Genomic DNA, 21,949 nt, shown 5'->3' with positions numbered 1-21,949 from the left:
TTTCCTTTAAACTGCTTAACGTTCAGCCGATATAAAAGCTGAATGTTTATTTTTAAAAGAAAAGGGAATTGATTCAAAGTCCGATCAGGGCTTTTCTTTCTCGCTTAAAAAAGAACATACGTTCGAAAGGGTGTATTCAATTGGGCGATTTTTTAACACATCTTGAGGAATACGTCAAAAACTTATATTGCCGCATGGGAATGACCGCCCCTCTCCATATTGATATGCAGATGATTGCCAAGGAGCTTGACATTTGGATTCATTTTGAAGATACGCACAGTATGATGCTGAAGCGGGACGGCATGTACAGCATCGTCCTGAATCAAAAAAAGTCACCCGAAGAGCAATGGCAGGATTTTGCGCACGAACTGTGCCATGTGCTGAAGCATACCGGCAACCATTTTCATATGAACAAGCTGTTCAGGGAACTGCAGGAATTTCAGGCCAACCATTTTATGTACCACTTCTGTGTGCCGACCTTTATGCTGTTAAACATGGAGCTTCCCCAGCGGAGGAGCCACGCCGTCATTTTAATCGCAGCCGCTTTCCGGGTGACGGCATCATTTGCGGAAAAAAGGCTGGAGCTGTTTGAACGGCGTAAAGCAGGTATTCAATTTCAGAAGCGGCTCACTTGTCTGTTATCCGACAAGCGGCCGAATGGGTATTATGAAAGCGGACAGACACACTTGCATGCCGCTGAGGAAAAAACGCCGTATTTTATTGAAAATTAGCGATTCTCCGCCGACAGAGTGTCAGCATTTTAAATCGCAGGAAAGGTTTTTGCATCATGACGCTGTTCTCACCGTGCTGCCCGCCAAGCACTTCTTGCGCCGCATAGCTCCAGTGAATGTAAGAACGGGCCCCCCTGTTCATTTATCATAAAAACCGGCCTTCACGGCTTCTACATACCGAAAAAACAGATCGGTTGGCGTATATTTTTCTCCCCGGCAGCCAAAATTGCTGAACAGCGCGTGTCTCTGCGCCGTGCTCACTTCCAATTGCAGCCCCATTTTCCTTTTTGTCCGATTGACAATGTTGCCGGGATTTACACCTGCCAGCCGATCATTCTTCTCTGTCAGCTCGGCATCAAACCCCGCTTCACGCAGCAGATCACAAATCAGTCTTGCTTTTTCCAGATCCGCGCCCCCGACGAGTGTATTTGCCTTTTTCAGATCATGATACCCGTGAAAAGCCAATGCGTAATGATGGGCGGTCACTTTTTCTAAAGCCAGGGGTTCGTCAAAGCGTGTGCTTGTCAAATGGAGAGAACGGTTATCGCACCGCTTCGTTCCTTCAAATAAATAAATTGAGCTTTGGTCAGAAAATGCCCGCACCAGCTCACTGACTCCCGGCTCAATCCTGCCGCCGTGGGGAGCGAGGACGATACATTTACTTCCCTCTTTTTCTTCATAAATAATTCTGTATTCTGATTCAGCAGCTGAAAGGGCTGCGAAATTGTCATATCTATCTTTCATGTGTAACATGCTCTCCTTTTCCAGTCAGCACCAGTTTACTCTACTCATCTGGGAATGGAAACCTTTTTATAGTATGATTTGATAGAATACGTAACAGGGGGGATATATCATGGGATTCATCAATGGATTGCTGGGCAATGCGTCAACAATATCGACGGCTGAAGCAAAAGCAGAACTGGCCCGTATTCTGCTGGAAGGTGAGAATGTCAACGCCGCATTTAAGCTTGTCCGAGATATCATTGTCTTTACGGATAAGCGTCTTATTCTTGTTGATAAACAGGGACTCACGGGGAAGAAAACGGAGATTCAATCCATTCCGTACAAGAGCATTTCCAGATTCAGCGTAGAAACCGCTGGCCGCTTTGACCTTGATTCAGAGCTGAAAATTTGGATTTCAGGCGCGGAACTTCCCGCTGTCTCAAAGCAGTTTAAAAAAGATGAAAGCATTTATGATATTCAAAAGGCCCTTGCAGCAGTTTGTATGTAAGAAGAAACGGAAGCCCGGGGAGCTTCCGTTTTATTGATTACAGTTTTTCTTCTATTTTCGCCTTCGTTTTCGGACCGTAAATTCCGTCTGCCGTTAATCCGCTGACGGATTGAAAACGTTTTACGGCATTTGCCGTTTTCGGGCCGTAAACGCCGTCCGCCCCATGATTTTTTGCTCCTTTATCGGGATAAAAATAAAGAGCGGATAAAGCGTTTTGCACTTGTTTTACGTTCTCCCCTTTCGTCAGCGGTTTCGTCACTTTGATCACACCGGATGGAAGCGGATAGGAAGACACAGCCTGACTTTTTGAAGAAGAACCCGTCTGAGCGAGCTTGATCACTTGTCCGACTGTAATGTGATTCGGATCGGTGATATGGTTGATGCTTTGCAGCGATTTTACGCTGACACCGTGCGATGCGGCGATTTCCGATAAGGTGTCGCCTTTTTTCACATGGTATTCAGACGCGGAAGAAGAAATAGAGGCTTTTTTCGCCGGCATACTCCCGCTTAATTTCTTTTCAATCTTCGCCTTCACTTCATCCCAGCGGCCTTCAGACAAAATGCGGTGCGGGCAGTACTTTCCGTTCCAGTCCTGATGCTTTCTGATTCTGTCAATCCCCCAGCCCCGTTCTTTCAAAAGCTGCGCCGCAAACGCAATTGCCAGTTCTTCTGCAGCTCTGTACCGTTCGCCGCCTGACTTACTGTAACAGATTTCTATAGCAATCGACTTACGGTTTCCGGTACCGTTCGTGCCGTCTCCCGAATGCCAGGCATTCCGGTCCAACGGAATTCCCTGGATCACTTCTTTGTCATCAACCGCAAAATGATAGCTCGTTGATTCGCTGTTTCCCGTCATATAGCTGATTTCATTAGCTGCGGATGCGTCGTTTGCCGTGTTATGAATGGTAATATACTCCGGTGTCATCGGATTCGGACATTTTAACGCATATTTATCAGCCGATACGAGCTTTTTTTTCACTTCAATCCCCACTCTTCATCTCTCCTTATGCCTTTTTCATCAATAGGTGGCATTCGTAGGACAGATAACTTGAGCATATAGACCCCGCATTCGGATAAAAATGGAATGGATACGCATGCAAAAAATAAGACCCTTCCAAAGAAGGGTCTTTATGTTATGTTTGGTTGCGCGCGGCAATATGGAATGTGCCGTCCGCTTGGTTTTCCAAATGGCTTTCATGGCCGATCACCTGTGTAAAGCTGAACCCGACAGCAACAAGCAGCAATCCTGACAACAGTTTAGATTTCATATAGACAATCTCCTCTCTGGATTTGTTTTTGGGCGTGCACCATTTTTTCATAAAACGTGAGCGCTTTTTCAGTCTGTCCGTGTTTCATGTAAAATTTGGCAGCGTCATGCGCCAATTCTTCCACATACGGATACAGCATGTGTTCTTCCAGAAAATCAAACGTGTGCCTGACGGATGCGTTATCCATTTCCTTGCCGTATAACGCATGTAAAAATTGGAACAGATTCACAAACAATTCATCATTGTATTCGCGGGCGATACTGAGCCCGAGGCGATATTGCTTCTCTGCTTCGGCTGTAGTGTTCTGTTTATAAAGAACCTGTGTTAATGAGTAAATAGAATGCGGAAGATTATCGAACTTTTCTGACCTGCAAATGGAAACGGATGTCTCAAAATATTCGGCTGCTTTAGAGAGGTCTCCCATTTTTTCGTAACAGTTTCCGAGATTATATAAGGCTGAACTAATAAGACGGGGATTGCCTTCTTGTTTTGCAAGATCTAAAGCAAGTTCTAAGTGGGGCAATGCTCTTTCTGGATACTGCATGTCATCATAATTCCCTGCAATAACGAATTCACATTGGATTCTGCGGACGTTGTACGTCTCATACGATTGGTACGTTTCAAGGGCTTGAACGGCATAACTCATGGAGACGTAGGTTTGTTTCAGGTTGTAAAATATCTCGGCCATTTTAAAAGCAAACTCAGCTTTCTCGATGTCATCAGAAACGAGTGCAAGGTTTTTTTCAGCCCGTTTGTAATACATCATGGCGTTTAGGAACATTTTCTGTTTAAATTCGTACATTCCTCGAAAAAAATTAAAGTAGTAATCAAGCAGTCCTGTCAGTTTATACTGGTTGCCTTCAATGTCTTCCAATAATTCTGAAAACTCAGGCTGAGAAGGGTCCTCCTTTAAGGGCTTGATGTAATCCAGCATGACACGGTGTCTGAATTCCATTAATGAATAATACAGCAGCAGATCCTGATCTTCTTCCATATCCTCGATCTCTCTCTCTACTTCACGTTTGACGCGCTCCGCCTCAAGGACGTGAAACTGCCGGATATGGGTATACCATTCATTAATTTTGAGCCCGACAAAAGAGGACGGAATAGTCTGCTTCATCCTCAATAAATCCCCCCTTTTGGAATGACCGAGATATGTCATATTTTATCATATTTGCTAGAAAAAGAAGAACGCAAAAAGACCGCAATTGTCGAATTTCGGATATCCGCAACGATTTATCTCCGTCACAAGCTTATTGCTTGTTTCTTCCGTGCCGTTGATATAGCATATCCTTGCAGCTTTTATTCTGTATTAAATGGGGGTTTTCACATGACAGCACAAAATCAATTGGTCAGCCACTTTCTGTCACATCGAAACGTGACGATTGAACTGGCCGAAAAAATCAGCCGCGAGCATTACGACTACAAACCGGCAGAGACATCAATGTCCGCTCAGGAACTTGTAAAACACATCGTTTATTCTTTTCTTATGTTTGCAAACGTCATTAACGACGGAAACGGATCAGCCATCCAGAACAAACCGAAAGAAGAAGCGGAAACAGACCTCGTCAAACTGGCGGAAGCATGTACTGAAAAAACGACAGACATCCTGTCACAGCTGACTGAAGAGCAGCTGAACCGCGAAATTGACCTGACCGCCTCTTTCGGCAGAAAAGTGACCGGCGCTGCTCTCCTTCAGCTTGCCATGGAGCATGAAATTCATCATAAAGGCAACCTTTTCGTGTATGTCAGAGAAATGGGCCACACGGAACTTCCGTTTTATCAGCAAAAATCATAATCCGGCCATCCGCCGGTCTGCGACATAACAGCAGGCTGGCGGATTTTTTGTTCTGTATAAAATTTTCCGAAAATTTAATTGATTACCGCCTCTTAATCATATATAATCTGATAAAAATAGTAGGATTATTCAGGAGGCACACAGATGACTGTAAGCATTGTGTTTATGGGTTTCTTTGTCGGAACGCTTGTCGGATTGACGGGTGTGGGAGGAGCGGCGCTTTTGACTCCTTTACTGATCGTTTTGGGGATCAACCCCTCAATCGCCGTCGGCACTGACCTTTTATATAACTCCATCACCAAACTGTTCGGTGTCGTTTCTCATTGGAAGCAGCGCACCGTTCAATTTAAACTTGTCGGCTATTTGGCGCTCGGGAGCATTCCCAGCGCAACAGCCGCCATCGGTGTTCTTCACTTGTTTCCCGCTTTTCACCAGCATCAGGAGCAGATTATCAAACAGGCGCTCGGCTACGTGCTGACCCTTGTCGCCATTTCCATTATCGCCCGCCTTTTTTTCGATAAAAAACTTCGGCCGAACCGCTGGCAGCAAAAAACGCTTGAAGAAAAGCGGACACTCATGATACTGATCGGCGTCATTTTCGGCTTCATCGTCGGCCTGACATCTATTGGGTCCGGCTCGTTATTTGCAATCGCCATGTTATACCTGTTCAGAATGAAAACGGCAGAAGTGGTGGGAACGGATATCGCACATGCCTTTTTGCTCGTAACGGCTGCCGGTCTGTTAAACGCAAGCTTCGGAAGCGTCGATTACCTGCTTGTATTGAATCTGTTGATCGGCTCTGTGCCGGGTGTGCTTCTCGGCAGCTTCTTTTCGCCGAAATTCTCACCGCGCCCGCTGCAGTTTGTGATGGCGGCGATTATTTTAATCAGCGGAATAAAATTAATATAAAAAAGGCGGTCTGTTGTCAGATCGCCCTTTCCCTTATAACGTCACACCGGACTTGAAAATTGCAAGCTCCCGAAAATCGTTTTTTTCGTTATTGACGAATTCTCCGCTTGCAACTTTAATAATGTATTGAATAAAATCTCTTACAATGTGATCTTCTGTTGTTTGGTCTTCCGCCAATCTGCCCGCGTCGTAATCAATCCAATGAGGCTTTGATTGAAATAAATCAGTATTTGTTGATACTTTCACAGTCGGGACAAATGTGCCGAAAGGCGTGCCTCTTCCGGTTGTAAACAAAACGATGTGACAGCCCGCCGCGGCGAGCGCTGAAGAAGCGATTAAATCATTGCCGGGCGCACTGAGCAGTGTCAATCCCTTTGTTTTCAGTGTTTCACCGTATGTCAGCACATCAGAAACCGGTGCAAGACCGGCTTTTTGGGTGCAGCCGAGCGACTTGTCTTCGAGCGTTGAAATGCCGCCTTCCTTATTCCCTGGTGACGGGTTTTCATAAATCGGCTGCTCGTGCTTCATAAAATATTGCTTGAAATCATTGATCAATCGGACTGTTTTATGAAACACTTCTTCACTCGCCGCACGCTGCATGAGAATCGTCTCAGCGCCGAACATCTCAGGCACCTCCGTTAAAACCGTGCTCCCTCCCTGTGCAATCAAGTAATCTGAAAATCTCCCTAATAAAGGGTTTGCCGTGATGCCGGAAAAACCGTCCGACCCGCCGCATTTCAATCCGATGCTCAATTCTGACAGCGGAATCTCCTCACGTTTATCTCCCTTTGCCGCAAGGTGTATCTCTTTAAGAAGCGCAGTCCCCGCTTCAATTTCATCTGTGACAGCCTGTGATTCGAGAAATTTCACCCGATCTCCATTCACTTCAGAAAGCGCTTCCCTAATCGCCGCCAGCTCATTATTTTCACAGCCGAGCCCTAAAACCAGCACACCGCCCGCATTTGGATGACGGATGGCGTTCATCAGCATTTGTTTCGTATTCTCATGATCATCGCCAAGCTGGGAGCAGCCGTATTGGTGCTTTAAAACCAGCACATTGTCAAAGGGCGCAATGTCTTTCGCCTCTTTTACGAAGCGCTGCAGGATTTTCTCAGCGACGCCGTTTACGCAGCCGACTGTAGGCACGATCCACAGTTCGTTCCGGACGCCGGATGTACCGTTTTCTCTTCTGTAGCCTTTAAATGTCCGGTTCTCATTTGTAAAAGGATTGTCCTCGAAGCGCGGTGAATACGTGTATTCTTGCACATCGGATAAATTCGTTTGCAGATTATGGGTATGAATATGCTCGCCGGCCGAAATCCGCCTTGTTGCACGCCCGATCGAAAAACCGTATTTAATGATGCTGCCGTTTTCTTCAATGGTTTGCAGCGCGATTTTATGCCCCCGCTTTACAGAGTCCTTCACTTCAATCGTCAGTCCGTCTGTATGCAGCCGCTCCCCTTTGTTAAAATGGCGCATGGCGAGAAGCACGTTATCGTTTTTATGGATTTTTATGACCTCTTTCATTTCACTTCCCCCTTTTTTCCGCAGCATTCATGTAACGCATGCTTCATACCCCGCTTATGAATGACAGACAGAAAAAAAGCCGTTCGTTCAGTCAGCCCCGGAAGATGATTCAGATTCTTCCCCCACAATCGCTCTTCTCCTAATATGGCAGATGCCGCTTGAAACATATCATCTTTGCAACGGGACCGCGCCATTTGAAAACGGTGAAGAACCTCCGCGTCGTCAGCCGGTTTGTTCGGTCCGTTCCAGTATGAATAGATCATGGCGCTGAACGAAAATACCAGCTTCTCAGGTAGCCGGCCCTCCTGTTCGATATAAGCCTTCAGCGTCGGCAGGTTTCTTGTTTTGAATTTCACGGCAGCGTTAAGGGTAATGCTTTGCAGATAATGTTGGATATAAGGATTTTTAAACCGCTGTAACACATCTGCCGCGTATTGGGTGACACCCTCCATTTGCAGCACAGGGAGGATTTCTTCATTGATCAGCTCTTCGATGAACCTGCCCGTCACCTCGTGCTCAGCCGCTTCCCGGACGGTTTGCAGTCCGTATAGTAAAGCCACTGGCGCCAATGCCGTGTGAGCGCCGTTTAAGATTCTCACCTTTATTGTCCTGTAAGGCGTAAGGTCAGACGTGATCAGTGCGTTCAGCCCGGCCTCAGCAAAAGGAAGTTCATTCTGAAGCTGTTCCGGCCCTTCTATCACCCACAAATAATAATGCTCACCGACCACAAGCAGACGGTCTTCGTATTCAAGAAAATTGGTAAGTTCTTCTACGGTATCAACAGGGAATCCGGGAACAATCCGATCCACGAGGGTATTGCAGAAGATGTTCGCGTCATGAATCCATTGAGTAAAATCAGGCTCCAGCTCCCACAGCCCGGCATATTGAAGCACGGCAGCCTTCAGTTTCCGTCCGTTTTCTTCGACCAGTTCACATGGAAGCACAATGCACCCTTTCTCGGCGTCACCCGCAAATGCCTTATAGCGGAAATAAAGGAACGCCGCTAATTTCCCGGGGAATGTTTTTTGAGGTCTATCCTCAAGCCGGTCGCCTTTCTCAAACGTAATTCCCGCTTCTGTCGTATTGGAAATGATAAAACGAAGCTCCTCTTGTGCTGCCAGCCGTTTAAAGGAATCATAGTCAGAAAAAAGATCAATGCCGCGGCTGATGGATTTGACGATCGTGTGTTCTTCAGCCGGTTTCCCGTCCTTTATCCCCTGCAAAAAAAGCGTAAATAAACCGTCCTGCTCGTTTAAACGTTTGATTTTCTCAGAGCCTCTCGGCTGTACGGCGACAACGCTTCCGTTAAAATCCGTCAATTGATTCAATTGATCGATCTGCCAGTCTGCGAAGGCCCGCAAAAAGTTACCTTCGCCGAACTGAAGGACTTTTTCAGGATATTGAATGTATTCACCACACATCTTTTTATTCAGCTGCCGCAAGCTGTCCGCCTCCTTCTGCATTTATGCACACGTTAACATTTTATCGTACGAAAACCCGGATAATCAGACGGGCCGTTATGTGAGTTTTTTAATTGAATCTCTTATCATCACCTCGGTGTTTTCGTATATTTTTTCCGCCGCCGTATCCGGGTCGGCGATTAGCGCCAAGATCTTCTCTGCGCCGAGTATGCTGATGTTTTCAACCGGGCGTTTTACTGTCGAAAGCCTCGGCGTCATGTATTGGGAAATGCCGATGTCATCAAACCCGATAACGGATATATCTTCCGGAACGTTCAGGCCTTTGGCGAAAATGGCGTTCATCGCCCCGATCGCCATATCATCGTTTGAACAAAAAACAGCCGTAGGCGGTGATTGAAGCGCCAAGAGTTTTTCCATCGCCTGACTTCCGCTTTCCATATCATAGCGGCCTTTTACACTGTATTCATGCTTAATCGGAATAGAATGATCAATTAAAGATGTCAAATAGCCTTCTTTCCGCTGAGAAGTTGACCTGAATCCTTCCTTTCCCTCAATGATCGCGATATCTCTGTGTCCGTTTGCGATCAGGCAGTCGACCGCCTGTCTGGAGCCTTCTTTATCGTTTGACAGGATGTTCGTGATGCTCCGGTCATCAATGTCCCGGTTCAGCACGACAAGCGGGATGTTTTTCTCGCGGATATGATAAATAAATGAATTATCACTGTCGCTTTGGCTCATTAAAATGATTCCGTCATATCTCATAGGCGTAATGGTTTCAAAGCTTTTCAGGTCGTCAATCGCGCGGACGAACAAATTGTATTCCTCACTGATTGTGCGGTTTACACCTTTGATGGTATCGGAAAAAAAGCTGTGTGAGGTTCCGTTTGTGATGCTTGTAAAAAACAGTCCGATCGTATGGGACTTTTGCATGGCAAGGCTTTTTGCATTTACATTCGGTGTGTAATTCAGCTGTGAAGCGAGCTCTAATATTTTCTGTTTTGTATGCTCTTTAATGTAGGGGCTGCCGTTAAGTGCCCGGGATACGGTTGTGTGGGATACGTTGGCGAGTTTTGCGATATCTTTTATGGTTACCATCGTTTTTCCTTTCTTTCTGTATGCTGTCATTTATTTCTATTGTACCATTAACGGACAGTCCGTAAAATCACTAAAGTTGAGGTTTTGCATGATGTAAGTCCTGAACGAGCTCGGCATGCTGCCGGTCCGTCAGCTTATACATCAAACCGATAATCAGCATGGCGCACGCTAAAGCGAAAGCCGGGTACAGCAGCAGTAGCCCTTTAATCCCGATCAGCGTGCCTTTTGTCTGAGATGCATTCGGGATATAGCCGATAACGCTCAGCCCGATGCCTGAAAGAAAACCTGATAAAGATTGGGCGAGTTTTCTGGAGAAGTTGAAAAGCGAATATGTCGTCGCCTCCTTCCGTTCACCCGTCTTCCACTCTCCGTAATCAATAATGTCCGACACAAGCGCCCATGTAATGCCGTTTGGTATGCTGATCCCAATAAAAGCAATGCTCGCTAACGCCGTAAAGATATATACGTTTGACGGGAGACAGAAATTCAGCGCATCAGCCGCGGCGCTGACGGCAAAACCGATCATCACCGTTTGCTTTTTTCCGAAACGTTTGACGAGTTTCGGCATAAACAAAACACCTAAAAATGAAGAACCGATGATGATAAAACTCATGTAGGACATCAGCTCCGCATTGTTGAGATTGTACTGGGCGAAGTAAACAAGCATAGCGGATTTAATGTTATATGCCGATATTGAGAAAATCGTCATGAAAACGACGGTCAGAAGCGGTTTGTTGCCGATAAAGCATTTGAAAACCGACATAACGGACAGCTTTTCTTTCGGCGCTTCACGGACGATAATTCTTTCTTTGCAGTTTCGGTAGCAGATCATAAATCCCGCGATTCCGATTACGGCCATCATTCCCATGACTGCCGGGTAGCCGATGTGAACGTTATCAAAATGAACGAGAATCGGGATGACAATGACACTTGTAATGAGCAGCGCGCCGAGGGAGCCGATCTGGCGGAATGCGGAAAGCGCCGTTCTGTCCTCCGCATCCTGTGTAATGGCCGCGCCGAGGGAGCCGTACGGAATATTGACGAAAGAATAAGCCACCCCCCACAGCATGTAAGAAGCATAGGCGTACACAAGCTTCCAGGTGACGCTCACGTCCGGTGACACAAAAATCAATACGGTCATGACCGCAAGAATAATACTTCCGAATAATAAGTACGGCCTGAATTTACCCCGGGGTCCGATCTTTTTTCTGTAGTCAATGGCCGAGCCAACAATCGGATCAGTCAAAGCCGCAAACAGCTTGCTGACCAAAAAAATACTGCCGGCGAACGCTGCCGGAATGCCTGCGACATCTGTGAAAAACTTCAGCAAATAGATCTGCCCGAGATCAAACATAAATCCGTTCCCAAAATCTCCAAAACCATAGGATACTTTTTCTTTCAGACTCAGCTTATGCTCCTTCACTTTTGCGGCAGGTGCTGTCACGACAGGCACATTACTCATAGGCCACCTCTTTCATTCCATTTTTAAAAGCGGAAATATTCCTCAGCATTCCGGTAACAAATCCCCTCGACAATCTTTCCTAAAAGCTCCATATCGTAAGGCGCTTCGCCTTGTTCCGCCCAGCCGCCGATCAGCGTGCAGACAAGCCGCCTGAAGTATTCATGGCGGGGATAGGACAGGAAACTTCTTGAATCCGTCAGCATCCCGATAAAACGGCTGAACAGGCCCATATTTGATAACGCTTTCATTTGCTGGAGCATTCCATCTTTCGTGTCATTGAACCACCAGGCTGTGCCAAATTGAATTTTCCCCGGTGTTTTCCCATCCTGAAAGCTGTTGATCATGCTGGCGATAATATAGTTGTCATTCGGATTCAAAGAATACAAAATCGTTTTAGGCAATTGCCGCTTTTTTTCGGCGGAATCTAACAGCCGGGCAAGCGGCTTTGCGATACGTTCATCATTAATTGAGTCATATCCCGTATCAGGACCGAGGCTGCTGAACTTATTTGTATTGGTATTTCTTAACGCGTTAATATGGAACTGCATCGCCCAGTCCAGTTCGGCGTAAAGACCGCAAAGATATTGCAGCGTCCGTGTTTTGAATTTCTTTTCATCTTCAAAAGACACATGCTCTCCGCTTAATCCGGCTGCAAAAATCCGGGCCGCTTCCTCCTCGGTCGTCTCGGCATAAACCATTTGATCTAACGCATGATCCGACACTCTTCCCCCGGCATTGTGAAAAAAGCGGACGCGGGACTCTAACGCATCTAAATACGATTGGTAGGTGGTGACAGCCATTCCGGAAGCGCTCTCCAGCGAACGGACCCAATCGGCAAAACCCGGGCTGCTGATGTCCAGTCCTTTGTCAGGCCGAAATCCGGGCAGCACTTGAACCGGAAAATCACTTTCTTTCAACAGTTCGTGGTATGTCAGCGCATCGGCAGGATCGTCGGTTGTGCAAATGACTTTGACATTTGATTTCAGAATGAGATCCCTTGCGCCAAACCCGTCTCCCTGCAGGAGCTCATTCGTTTTTTTCCAAATGGCCGCGGCCGTTTTTTCATTCAATACGTCATAAATGCCGAACCAGCGCTGCAGCTCTAAATGCGTCCAGCTGTACAGCGGATTGCCTATCGCCATCGGCACCGTTTTTGCCCAGGCGAAAAACTTCTCTTCATCTGAAGCGTTTCCGGTAATGCAGCGCTCTTCAATGCCGTTGGCCCTCATGATCCGCCACTTGTAGTGGTCACCGTAAAGCCATGCCTCCGTAATCGTTGCGAAGGTTTTATTTTCATAGATTTCCTTTGGGCTTAAGTGACAGTGATAATCAATGATCGGCATGTTTTCAGCGTAATCCCGGTACAGCTTTACGGCCGTTTTACTGTCCAGTAAAAAATCATCACCCATAAAAGCTTTCACACTTTCATCCTCCCTCTTAAAAATGTTAACGTTAACAAAATGGTTCTTTTTTATTTTAGCTTCCTCTTTCTCACATATCAATCATTTTTATTTAACTTTTCAGAAAATTGTATCTGTTAACATTTTCATACAAAAAAAAGACACTGCCGAGAAAGTCCGGCAATGTCTTCTGTGTGATCTTAAGGATTAGTAAGCGAGGCTGAATAATCCTTTGATATGTGTTAAATAACGTACGTTACTTGCTTCTTTCATTAAAGATGCCGGAAGGCCTTTCAGCGGAGTAGAGTTCGCTCCGATGATGGCAACCGCGTCTTTACGTCCGAGGCTTGCAAGCGTACCAGAGTTTACAGGCTTGAATGTTTCAAGCGTTTTTCCTTCTAAGTAAGCGAACAGGTTGTAACCGACAAGTTCACCCATCTGCCAAGCGATTTGCGCTGTCGGCGGGTACGGACGGCCGTCCGGCGCAAAGTATACAGCGCTGTCTCCGACAACAAATACATCTTCATGAGAAGTAGATTGTAAGAAATCGTTAACCGTCGCACGGCCGCGGTTCACTTCAAGGCCGGATTCGCCGACTAACGGGTTGCCTTGTACGCCGCCTGTCCATACAAATGTGTTGGCAACGACTTTTGATCCGTCTTTCAGATCAATAACGTTTCCTTCAACATTTGTAACAGGAAGACCTGTTAAGAACTCAACGCCGCGTTTTTCAAGACTTTTTGTCGCGCGTTCGATAAGGTCATCAGGAAGAACAGGAAGAATTTTCGGACCTGCTTCTACTAATTTCAGTTTGATTTCTTTCGGATCTACGCCGTATTTTTTCGTAAGGTTCGGCATGATGTCAGCAAGCTCACCGACAAGCTCAACGCCTGTTAAGCCGCCGCCGCCGATAAGGATCGTTGCATCAGCTTCGTTTTTCGTTTTAGCGTATTCACGCACACGGTCTTCCACGTGTTTGTATACTTTGTTGGCATCAGCAGCAGATTTCAGCACCATGCTGTTTTCTTCGAGTCCAGGAATGCCGAAATAAGCCGTAACAGAACCAAGTCCGACAACAAGCGCGTCATAAGTCAGCTTAGAACCGTCAGAAAGGGCAACTTCTTTCTTATCAACTGAGAAAGAATTGACTTCTGCGATTTTAATGTCGACGTCTTTTCCTTTCAGAAGTTTTTCAAGCGGCATAGCAACAGCCTGTTCAGACACGTTGCCGGCTGCAAGGCGGTGCAGTTCCGTAATGATTTGGTGAGTCGGGTATTTGTTCACAACGGTTACGCGTGCTTCATCTTTACTGTAATGTTTGCGAACGGTTAAAGCAGAAAGAACTCCGCCGTAACCAGCGCCTAAAATGACAATATGTTTTGACATCGTATATCCTCCGTCCTTTATATCAATTTGAATCTGAGATTATTTTTGTTTTTCGTTCATGATTTCAAGATAGCTGTTAGCAAAACGGAACAGCTTTTGAGCTTGAGGATCTTTCAGCATGCGCAGCAGGCCGAAAAGTCCGATCGTTTCATTGCTTGCATCCGCGCGGTCTTTTGCTTCGATCGCAGTAGCCGCAACTTCTTTCGCTGTTTCTTTCACCGGCTCAAGAATTTCTGTAAGCGCACCCACTGTATCGCTCTTCAATACTTCGTCTGTCGCTACAGACTGTGCAAAATCATAAGACTTCGTTAAAATATTTACTAACTCAGTCAGTTTTGGAAGCTGATCCACTAAAACAGTCAGTGATTCTTGAACTTCAGGTTTTAGCAGCTGATCAATAAGATCGCGTTGGCCTTGGCTGACAGATGCATTTGTTTGATCGATTGTTTCTGGCATATCCGATTCTCCTTTACTATAAGCAGTATGCTGATTTTTTTGGAAAGGGTAGCCTTTCCCCCTTCATGCAGAAAAGCATGAAAAAGCAAGATTGTGAATTCATGCACAATCATTTACAAAAATAAATGTTTACTACCCAGTTTTTCACTTTGCCATATCCAGTATTATTTTTATATCAACAAAAACAATTGAATAAGTCAAAATTTCTTTTTCCTCTCTGAAAATAGCAAACATAAAAAACCCAAATTTGATTTACTCTTATATAATAACACTTTTTGAACAAAATTTGAACGTGAATTGTTTCGTTTATGAAATTATTTATATGGCGGGGGTGTAATAACGTTTCTTTCAGGCTATTTTTTTACAGACCATCCGCTTTTCCCCTGTCATTTTTCCCACAATTTTAATAGCGGGCCCGGTTTTCCCGTAAAGGGGTCGCATTCCGGGAGCGGGACACGGCTGATTTCTTCTGAAGTTCTATCATTTTTCTCCGTTTTTGTATCGTACTGCCGGCCGCCCGGATAAGCCCCGATCACGGTAAAATCAGAACTGCCCGACAGTTTTTTATGTCCGGTGCCGGCCGGAATGACCGCTGCGTCTCCCATTTGAAGAACGGCGTCCGCTCCTTGTTCCCCGCCGAACCTCAAAACCGCGTTTCCTTTTACCGCAACAAGAACTTCGTGCGTGGTGCTGTGAAAATGGTGATACGGAAATACTCCGCCCGTCCAGCTGTTCGACCAATCGTGCCGGCGGAGGACGGACTCTGCTTTCTGTACCGTTTCTTCATTAAATACCGCTTTATAAATAACAAGCGGAAGATTCGGGTTATTCGGAATGCGGCCGTCATCTTCGAAATAAAGCACTTGAATATCCTCTTTCTGCACTGTTTTCACCTCCGTATATGTCTGTTTCCCATTCATCATTTGTTAAAACGCTATTTTCCCATATTCCATTGCGAAGCCTGCCGGTGAATAGTATAGTATAAAAAAATATGTGTCAAAATGAGGGATTTAATGAAAGCCATCGTGATCGGAATATTGGCATCTCTGTTTTTCGCAGTCACATTTATTTTAAACAGGGCGATGGAGCTTTCCGGCGGAAGCTGGATGTGGAGCTCTTCCCTGCGTTTTCTTTTTATGATTCCGTTTTTATTTTTGATCGTTTATGCGAAAGGAAAATGGGCGCCGCTCTGGCATGAAATCCGAAAAAAACCGTTTTTTTGGCTGAAGTGGAGTTTTACCGGGTTCGTGCTTTTTTATGCCCCGATTACGTTTGCCGCGGCATATGGGCCGGGCTGGCTGATCGCGGGCACGTGGCAGATTACAATTGTCGCGGGTGTGCTTCTGTCGCCGTTTTTTTACGAAACAAAACATTCACCGGCGGGCCCGGTTTCCGCCAGACAAAAGATCCCGCTGATTTCGCTGGTTACTTCCGTCATCATCCTGATCGGAGCCGGGCTGATTCAGCTTCAGCATGCGGGTTCTCTGTCCGGCCGCACGATACTATTCAGCGTTGTGCCGGTCGTCATCGCGGCGTTTGCCTATCCGCTCGGCAACCGCAAAATGCTGGAACAATACGGCGGAAAACTCGATACATTTCAGCGGGTGCTCGGCATGACGCTCGCAAGCCTTCCGTTTTGGCTTTTGATCGCCGCTTTCGGCTGGCATAGAGACGGGCTTCCGTCAATGGGACAGACATTCCAATCCTTTATCGTCGCACTCAGCTCTGGCGTTATCGCAACAGTATTATTTTTCCGCGCCACCGATATGGTGAGGAATGAGCCGCAGAAGCTCGCTGCTGTTGAAGCGACGCAGTCCGGAGAGGTTCTTTTTGCACTGATCGGCGAAATCGTCTTTTTATCCGCGGCGTTTCCGTCACTTCTTTCATTTGCCGGACTGTTCATTATTATTGCGGGAATGGTCATGCATACATTCGCTTCCCGGCAGACAGACCAGAAAACGGCTGAGCAAACGTCAGCCAATCTCACCGGTTCCTGATTTTTTTACGAAAGGTGTCATCCTGTATGAAAGAAGAAATTCCGGCAATATCTTTTCTGTCAGCCGGCAAACGCTTTGAACAAAACAATACGTCCTTTGATGTCCTAAGCCGTGTAACCGGACATATTCAAAAAGGTTCTATCACGGCGTTAATAGGGCCTTCCGGCGCGGGAAAAAGCACATTGCTGTCGCTGTGCAATCTGATGAATACGCCTGATGAAGGGGAAGTGCTTGTATTCGGAAAAGAAATAAGACACTGGGACATCAGAGAGCTCAGAAAAACCGCGGGCCTTGCATTTCAATCAGCTCCCGTCCTCAAGGGAACGGTGCGGGACAACCTTCTGCTCGCAGAAAAACTCCACGGCGCACAGCACTATACCCCTGAAGAGCTCGCAGATTTTACAGATCTTCCGCGCGGGCTTCTGGATCGGAATGCAAAAGAATTATCCGGCGGACAGCGGCAGAAGCTCTCATTAGCGCGAACCCTCGCCGGACTGCCGTCCATCCTGCTGCTGGATGAAATCACCTCGGCGCTGGACCCGTCATCCGTTCTCATCATTGAGAAACTGATTACGAAACTCCATCGGCAAAAACAGCTGACGATCCTGTGGATCACCCATAACCTTGAACAAGCGGAACGATTATCCGATACAGTATGGTTTATGGCTGAGGGACGGCTTTTAGAAACCGCGGAAACGAAAACGTTCTTTAAGGAACCGAAACATGAAAAGGCCCGGGCGCTTTTACAAGGGAGCGGGTGCTGATATGAATGATCTTTCTCTGTTATTGACAAGTATATTTGTCATTATCGCTTTATTCCTGTCTAAATCTTTTAAAGCCGGCGTCGAAAAGGATATGATCGTCGCAACCGTCAGGGCCGTCATTCAGCTGCTTATCATAGGCTATGTGCTGTCGCTGATTTTTCGCGGTGATCACCCGATATTTATCATATTAATGGTGCTTCTCATGCTCACGGCCGCTTCGCACAATGTCGCCAAACGGAAAAAAATGCAGATCGGCTCATTTTGGCGCGTTTTTCTGACACTGGCGATCGCGGAAACCGTGACGCAGGGACTTTTACTGACCCTTCATATCATTCCGTTCACTTCAAGATATGTCATTCCGATAAGCGGCATGGTCATCGGAAACGCCATGGTGCTCTCAAGCCTGTTTTTAAGCCGGCTCAGTTCGGAAGCAGACCTGCGAAAAGAAGAAATCCAACTGATTCTCTCTCTCGGAGGAACGCCTAAGCAGGCCGTCCGGCAGATATTGACGTCCAGTATGAAGCTCAGTATGATCCCGACGCTTGAAAGCCAGAAAACATTGGGTCTCGTTCAGCTTCCCGGCATGATGACGGGGCAGATTTTAGCGGGGGCTGATCCGATACAGGCGGTGCGCTTTCAGCTGCTGATCGTTTTTACAACGATGGCCTCCGCTCTTCTTACATGTATCATACTCAGCGCCTTGACATATCCTTCCCTTTTCACGGAACACTGGCAATTAAAAAAATTCAGCAGGGAAGCGTAGGCTTTTTCCCTGCTGAATGATTATTTATGACAAGGTCAGAGATTCATAGTAACGGGATAATTCAATAATCATCGCTCCCATCCGCTCAATGTCCGGAGCAAGAACCCTCTTTATCCCTTCATCCCGGATCGCTTCAGCCGTCACTTTGCCGACTGCGGCGGCAAGCACTTGTTTTTCGAATGCCTGCTGCAATTCTTTTGTGAACCCTTTTTCTTTTGCATAATCAAAGAGAGAGCGCACTTGAATGGCTGTCGTAAAACATACGGCATCGACCTCTCCGTTTAACAGCTCTCCCAGCAGTTTATCGACCGTCTCCCTTTCAGGCGGAATATGCTGATACGGGAGAACAGGGAATACCTCCGCTCCGTTTTTCTCAAGGAACTCCGTTAAGACCGGCGCTTTTTCGCCATGAAGCTGTATCATGACTCTTTTATCTTTAAAGTCAAATCGTTCCAAGGAGCGGATCAGCCCTCTTGTTGTACCGTCTTCATCTGAGGCATGCGGCGTGATGCCGAGCTTTTTTAAGGCCGCATACGTTTTATAGCCTCTGCAGCCGATTTTCGCTTCATGAACGGCCGCTAAAAATTCTTCTTTCAGACCGATTTTTTCCGATACCGACAATAACGTTTCCGTACCGATGCCTGTGGTGAATATCGCCCAGTCGGCTTTTTGCCCGGCAAATGTTCTTACGTCGGGTTCAATTTGATCCTCCGCCAGGTATACGGTTCCTTGGAGGGAACGGACGACCGCCGTTCCGCCCTGCTTTTCTATTAATTTTGTGATCTCTTCTGTTTTCCGCGAACCGCCGATGGCAATCCGTTTCCCGTTCAATCCTTTTCCCATCGCTGTTTTCTTCTTCCCTTCAGATGCCGGGCGCCCTATGGCAGGCCGTCATTTATTTCTATTATTGTTACGCAATCAGCCGGGAAAATCAAGCTATGCTCCCGTTGAATCCCCCGTGCAGTTGCTGTATCATTAACCGGGCAGAACGATTTGATTCGCGGAGGGATTTTCAATCATGGAAACAAAAAAAGAGTTCGAGACAAAAGGATACGATACTTCGGTCATTTATGAGTTCAATGAATATCCTGATGTTCACAGCGGCCGATGTGACAATTGCGACTACACGCTGTTTAAAAGCTCAGTGAAGGGCGGAAAATTTTTGAGGGAATGCCGGAGATGCGGCATGAAGAAAAACATATAACAAAACAGGCAGCCGTCTTCCGGTGCGCTGCCTGTTTCTCAATCAATTTTCGACGGCCGCCGTTTTCAAAAATTCTTCAATGGCGCAAACAGCCTGTTTTGGGCCGCCGGTTTCTTCTATTTTCTGCTGCATGCTTTTCACGCGGCTGAGGATGTTCTTATCGCCGTATACGTTCTGAACGTCTTTTTGCAAACGGGCCACAGTGACTTCTTTCGGCGGCAGATGCACGCCAAGCCCCAATTCATCCACACGCTTTGCGGTGACCTCTTGTTCGTGCATTTGCGGAACGACAACGAGCGGGACACCCGCATTCATTGCTTCCATTGTACTGTTCATCCCGCCGTGAGATACGAACAGCTTTGCTTTCTCCAGCACATCAAGCTGAGGAACGTGCTGGCGGATGATAAAGTGTTCGGGGACATCCGAAAAACTTTCCGGATCAATTGTTGTGCCGACTGACATAATAACCCGCCAGTCCGAGTCCCGAAACGCGTCAATACACATCCGGTAAAATTCAGGCCAGGCGTTAAACGCCGTTCCCAGTGAAATGAGCATAAGCGGACGGTCATCGGCTGCATCAATTTCCAGACTTCCCGTATTTGTGCGTTCTCCAAGAGACGGACCCACAAAACAGAATCGTTCGTCAAAGGTTTCCTGTTTCGGCTGAAAGGCCCTTGGCATAAAGACAATATTCAGTTTTTCAGGCATAAAAAACTCTTCCATTGTCATACGTTTCAATTGTTCATTTTCAATCTGCTCCTGGTATTCTTCTATCGCCTGTTTGGCCGCTTCCAGTGTTTCTTCGTCTCTTCCTAATTGAAAATACTCATTCATTGCATAGCTCGGGCAGAACTTTACGGCCGGGATGCCGCCATTATCCGCAAACAATTTTCCGGCAAGAGCTAAAAAATCAAACAGGACGATGTCAGGAAGGTCGTCTTTGTACAGCTCTTCCAGCTGCGGAAGCACTTCAACCGCTTCTTCCAGAAACATCACAAACGCGTCATTTTTGTTTACCCGTTCTTTTATCGTCTCCGGGTCCGCCTTTATGCTTGTGCGGTATAAAACGGGAATGGCGCCCGTTTTGGCAACGGAAGCTTCAAATTCCTCAGTCGTAGCGAATGTCACTTTATACCCGCGATTGACAAGTTCCTCGGCTACAGGCAGCGTGGGATTGACATGACCGTGAGCGGCCACATTAATAATGGCGATGTGTGTTTTTCTCATCTTTTTTCTTCTCCCTCATTTTCGTTTATCTCCGCTTCTAAAGACTCCAGCCCGTACATGACACTGTTTCGGATCGGCTCAATCCGGACGGGCTCAAGGTGTGAAAAGGCTTTTACAATTCCTTTCAGCGCGACTTCCGCTTCAAGTCTGGCAAGCGGTGCGCCTAAGCAGAAGTGTACGCCGAATCCGAAGGAAAGGTGCGGATTCGATTGGCGATGAATATCAAATACGCCCGCCTTCTCAAATTTGTTTTCATCACGGTTGGCAGATGCAACGTAGCAGAGAACGATCTCCCCGCTTTTCAAGTGGCGTCCGCGCAGTTCAGTGTCGTGCCGGACCGTCCTTCTGACAAACGGAGCAGGAGCGCGAAAACGCAGCGTTTCTTCCACCGTTTGCGTGATGAGAGAAGGGTCCTGCTTCAATTCTTCATAAAGGCCGGGCGTCTCTAATATGCTGTAAACCGCATTTGAAATGAGATTAGTCGTTGTTTCATTTCCCGCCACTAAAAGCAGGTTGCAAAACGGGATCAGATCTTCTGCCGTGAGCTTCTCTCCCTCTTCTTCCTCTTTTATCAAAATAGAAATAATGTCTTGGCCGGGCTGTTTTCGTTTGCTTTCTATTATTTCCGCAAAAAATGCCGCCAGCTCTGCCTCACACCGGTCACGTTCCTGCTGATTTTTCTCCGCCGCTTCAGGACTCGCATCTTTCGGCATGCTGACGAGAATGTCCGACCATTTTTTAAACTGATCCATACGTTCGGACGGAACGCCTAATAATTCTGAAATCACCATGACCGGCAAAGGGTAAGAGAGATCTTTAACGATATCAATCCGCCCTTTGTTCTTTGCCTGTTTCAGGAGATGATCGGTAATGTCTTTAATTCTCGGTTCCCATTCCTTCAAGACGCGGGGAGTGAAAGCGCGATTGACGGCAGATCTGATTTGGGTATGCTTCGGCGGGTCCATATTCAGCATGGACTTTGCAATCGAGCTTTTCACATCAGTCATGAGGCTTGAGAACGTCTCTTTATCACTGATGACTTTTTTGACATCATCGTATAAAAACACACTCCAAACCTTCGTTTCTTCATCAAAGTGTATAGGGCTTTCCCGTCTCATTTTTTCGTACCAAGGAAAAGGGTTGTATACGTCCAGGCCGTTTTTTCCTTTCATCAGGGTTCTTTGGATGGCTTGTCTCGTGCTCCTCAGCTTACTCATGTTTCATCACTCCTGATTGTTTCATATTTGAATAGTTGACGTACCTTGAATTTTATCCTAGCACACATTTTCAATTTTTTTCTATTCATAACC

General features: G+C 46.5%; 23 protein-coding genes. 8 read left to right on the top strand and 15 right to left on the bottom strand.

Features of this window, described 5'->3' with window-relative positions; all coding sequences use genetic code 11:
* Nucleotides 1–140: 140 nt before the first annotated feature.
* The gene (locus SB847_RS01915; protein WP_014417517.1) at nucleotides 141–731 is read left to right on the top strand and encodes an ImmA/IrrE family metallo-endopeptidase; all 591 of its coding nucleotides are present in this window, start codon (nucleotides 141–143) and stop codon (nucleotides 729–731) included.
* A gap of 138 nt (nucleotides 732–869) precedes the next feature.
* Here the strand turns inward: SB847_RS01915 and SB847_RS01910 are convergent, their stop codons facing one another.
* Complete coding sequence (locus SB847_RS01910; protein ID WP_088462252.1) at nucleotides 870–1,475, bottom strand: poly-gamma-glutamate hydrolase family protein; 606 nt, start codon at nucleotides 1,473–1,475, stop codon at nucleotides 870–872.
* 109 nt (nucleotides 1,476–1,584) lie between these two features.
* Here SB847_RS01910 and SB847_RS01905 point away from each other — a divergent pair, with 109 nt between their 5' ends.
* Entirely contained in the window at nucleotides 1,585–1,962 is a 378-nt protein-coding gene (locus SB847_RS01905; protein WP_007610770.1) for a PH domain-containing protein, read from the top strand.
* Between the two features lie 37 nt (nucleotides 1,963–1,999).
* Here the strand turns inward: SB847_RS01905 and SB847_RS01900 are convergent, their stop codons facing one another.
* The 3 genes from SB847_RS01900 to SB847_RS01890 form a co-directional block, all read right to left on the bottom strand.
* On the bottom strand, nucleotides 2,000–2,953 hold the full coding sequence (locus tag SB847_RS01900) for an N-acetylmuramoyl-L-alanine amidase (RefSeq protein ID WP_410562716.1): 954 nt from the start codon (nucleotides 2,951–2,953) through the stop codon (nucleotides 2,000–2,002).
* A 142-nt stretch (nucleotides 2,954–3,095) separates the two neighbouring features.
* Nucleotides 3,096–3,230, bottom strand: a complete 135-nt coding sequence (locus tag SB847_RS01895) for a PhrA family phosphatase inhibitor (RefSeq protein ID WP_003154881.1) — start codon at nucleotides 3,228–3,230, stop codon at nucleotides 3,096–3,098.
* Nucleotides 3,220–4,356, bottom strand: a complete 1,137-nt coding sequence (locus tag SB847_RS01890) for a response regulator aspartate phosphatase (RefSeq protein WP_410562720.1) — start codon at nucleotides 4,354–4,356, stop codon at nucleotides 3,220–3,222. The genes SB847_RS01895 and SB847_RS01890 overlap by 11 nt, the downstream gene beginning before the upstream one ends.
* 204 nt (nucleotides 4,357–4,560) lie before the next feature.
* On the opposite strand from SB847_RS01890, the gene SB847_RS01885 reads away from it, so the two are divergent.
* On the top strand, nucleotides 4,561–5,028 hold the full coding sequence (locus tag SB847_RS01885) for a DinB family protein (protein ID WP_021494037.1): 468 nt from the start codon (nucleotides 4,561–4,563) through the stop codon (nucleotides 5,026–5,028).
* A gap of 144 nt (nucleotides 5,029–5,172) precedes the next feature.
* Nucleotides 5,173–5,937: a sulfite exporter TauE/SafE family protein gene (locus SB847_RS01880; protein ID WP_007610763.1), complete on the top strand. Its 765-nt coding sequence runs from the start codon at nucleotides 5,173–5,175 to the stop codon at nucleotides 5,935–5,937.
* 33 nt (nucleotides 5,938–5,970) lie between these two features.
* Here the strand turns inward: SB847_RS01880 and SB847_RS01875 are convergent, their stop codons facing one another.
* The 8 genes from SB847_RS01875 to SB847_RS01840 form a co-directional block, all read right to left on the bottom strand.
* Nucleotides 5,971–7,464 (bottom strand): UxaA family hydrolase, encoded by a 1,494-nt coding sequence (locus SB847_RS01875; RefSeq protein ID WP_410562723.1) that lies wholly within the window; start codon nucleotides 7,462–7,464, stop codon nucleotides 5,971–5,973.
* On the bottom strand, nucleotides 7,461–8,906 hold the full coding sequence (locus SB847_RS01870; protein WP_410562725.1) for a tagaturonate reductase: 1,446 nt from the start codon (nucleotides 8,904–8,906) through the stop codon (nucleotides 7,461–7,463). The genes SB847_RS01875 and SB847_RS01870 overlap by 4 nt, the downstream gene beginning before the upstream one ends.
* 75 nt (nucleotides 8,907–8,981) lie before the next feature.
* A complete protein-coding gene (locus tag SB847_RS01865) occupies nucleotides 8,982–9,980 on the bottom strand; it encodes a LacI family DNA-binding transcriptional regulator (protein ID WP_007407297.1) in 999 nt (332 codons plus the stop codon).
* A 70-nt stretch (nucleotides 9,981–10,050) separates the two neighbouring features.
* Nucleotides 10,051–11,442 carry an MFS transporter gene (locus tag SB847_RS01860; RefSeq protein ID WP_049589350.1) on the bottom strand — a complete coding sequence of 464 codons (1,392 nt, stop codon included), beginning with the start codon at nucleotides 11,440–11,442 and terminating at the stop codon, nucleotides 10,051–10,053.
* Between the two features lie 23 nt (nucleotides 11,443–11,465).
* Nucleotides 11,466–12,863 carry a glucuronate isomerase gene (uxaC, locus tag SB847_RS01855; RefSeq protein WP_410562729.1) on the bottom strand — a complete coding sequence of 466 codons (1,398 nt, stop codon included), beginning with the start codon at nucleotides 12,861–12,863 and terminating at the stop codon, nucleotides 11,466–11,468.
* A gap of 186 nt (nucleotides 12,864–13,049) precedes the next feature.
* Nucleotides 13,050–14,228 carry an NAD(P)/FAD-dependent oxidoreductase gene (locus SB847_RS01850; RefSeq protein WP_014417508.1) on the bottom strand — a complete coding sequence of 393 codons (1,179 nt, stop codon included), beginning with the start codon at nucleotides 14,226–14,228 and terminating at the stop codon, nucleotides 13,050–13,052.
* A 39-nt stretch (nucleotides 14,229–14,267) separates the two neighbouring features.
* Nucleotides 14,268–14,684, bottom strand: a complete 417-nt coding sequence (locus tag SB847_RS01845) for a DUF1641 domain-containing protein (protein WP_003154908.1) — start codon at nucleotides 14,682–14,684, stop codon at nucleotides 14,268–14,270.
* 386 nt (nucleotides 14,685–15,070) lie between these two features.
* Nucleotides 15,071–15,568 carry a cupin domain-containing protein gene (locus SB847_RS01840; protein WP_410562733.1) on the bottom strand — a complete coding sequence of 166 codons (498 nt, stop codon included), beginning with the start codon at nucleotides 15,566–15,568 and terminating at the stop codon, nucleotides 15,071–15,073.
* 129 nt (nucleotides 15,569–15,697) lie between these two features.
* On the opposite strand from SB847_RS01840, the gene SB847_RS01835 reads away from it, so the two are divergent.
* Genes SB847_RS01835 through SB847_RS01825 form a run of 3 tightly spaced genes read left to right on the top strand, consistent with a single transcriptional unit; the run spans nucleotide 15,698 to nucleotide 18,208 of the window.
* On the top strand, nucleotides 15,698–16,681 hold the full coding sequence (locus SB847_RS01835; RefSeq protein ID WP_029325858.1) for a DMT family transporter: 984 nt from the start codon (nucleotides 15,698–15,700) through the stop codon (nucleotides 16,679–16,681).
* 26 nt (nucleotides 16,682–16,707) lie between these two features.
* Entirely contained in the window at nucleotides 16,708–17,445 is a 738-nt protein-coding gene (locus SB847_RS01830; RefSeq protein ID WP_410562736.1) for an ABC transporter ATP-binding protein, read from the top strand.
* A gap of 1 nt (nucleotide 17,446) precedes the next feature.
* Entirely contained in the window at nucleotides 17,447–18,208 is a 762-nt protein-coding gene (locus tag SB847_RS01825) for an ABC transporter permease (RefSeq protein WP_032874538.1), read from the top strand.
* A gap of 24 nt (nucleotides 18,209–18,232) precedes the next feature.
* Here the strand turns inward: SB847_RS01825 and SB847_RS01820 are convergent, their stop codons facing one another.
* Complete coding sequence (locus SB847_RS01820; protein ID WP_224181818.1) at nucleotides 18,233–19,051, bottom strand: uroporphyrinogen-III synthase; 819 nt, start codon at nucleotides 19,049–19,051, stop codon at nucleotides 18,233–18,235.
* Nucleotides 19,052–19,226: 175 nt separating this feature from the next.
* Here SB847_RS01820 and SB847_RS01815 point away from each other — a divergent pair, with 175 nt between their 5' ends.
* Entirely contained in the window at nucleotides 19,227–19,412 is a 186-nt protein-coding gene (locus SB847_RS01815) for a DUF8096 family protein (RefSeq protein ID WP_003154919.1), read from the top strand.
* Nucleotides 19,413–19,454: 42 nt separating this feature from the next.
* Here SB847_RS01815 and SB847_RS01810 read toward each other — a convergent pair whose 3' ends face one another.
* Both SB847_RS01810 and SB847_RS01805 read right to left on the bottom strand, forming a co-directional pair.
* Nucleotides 19,455–20,639 (bottom strand): macrolide family glycosyltransferase, encoded by a 1,185-nt coding sequence (locus SB847_RS01810; RefSeq protein WP_045207155.1) that lies wholly within the window; start codon nucleotides 20,637–20,639, stop codon nucleotides 19,455–19,457.
* Nucleotides 20,636–21,856, bottom strand: a complete 1,221-nt coding sequence (locus tag SB847_RS01805; protein WP_410577303.1) for a cytochrome P450 — start codon at nucleotides 21,854–21,856, stop codon at nucleotides 20,636–20,638. The genes SB847_RS01810 and SB847_RS01805 overlap by 4 nt, the downstream gene beginning before the upstream one ends.
* Nucleotides 21,857–21,949 lie beyond the last annotated feature (93 nt).

It is taken from the genome of Bacillus sp. SIMBA_026, assembly GCF_046535335.1.
Taxonomy (GTDB): domain Bacteria; phylum Bacillota; class Bacilli; order Bacillales; family Bacillaceae; genus Bacillus; species Bacillus velezensis.
Note: the sequence above shows the minus strand (reverse complement) of the source record. Positions and strands in the feature narration are given on the sequence as shown.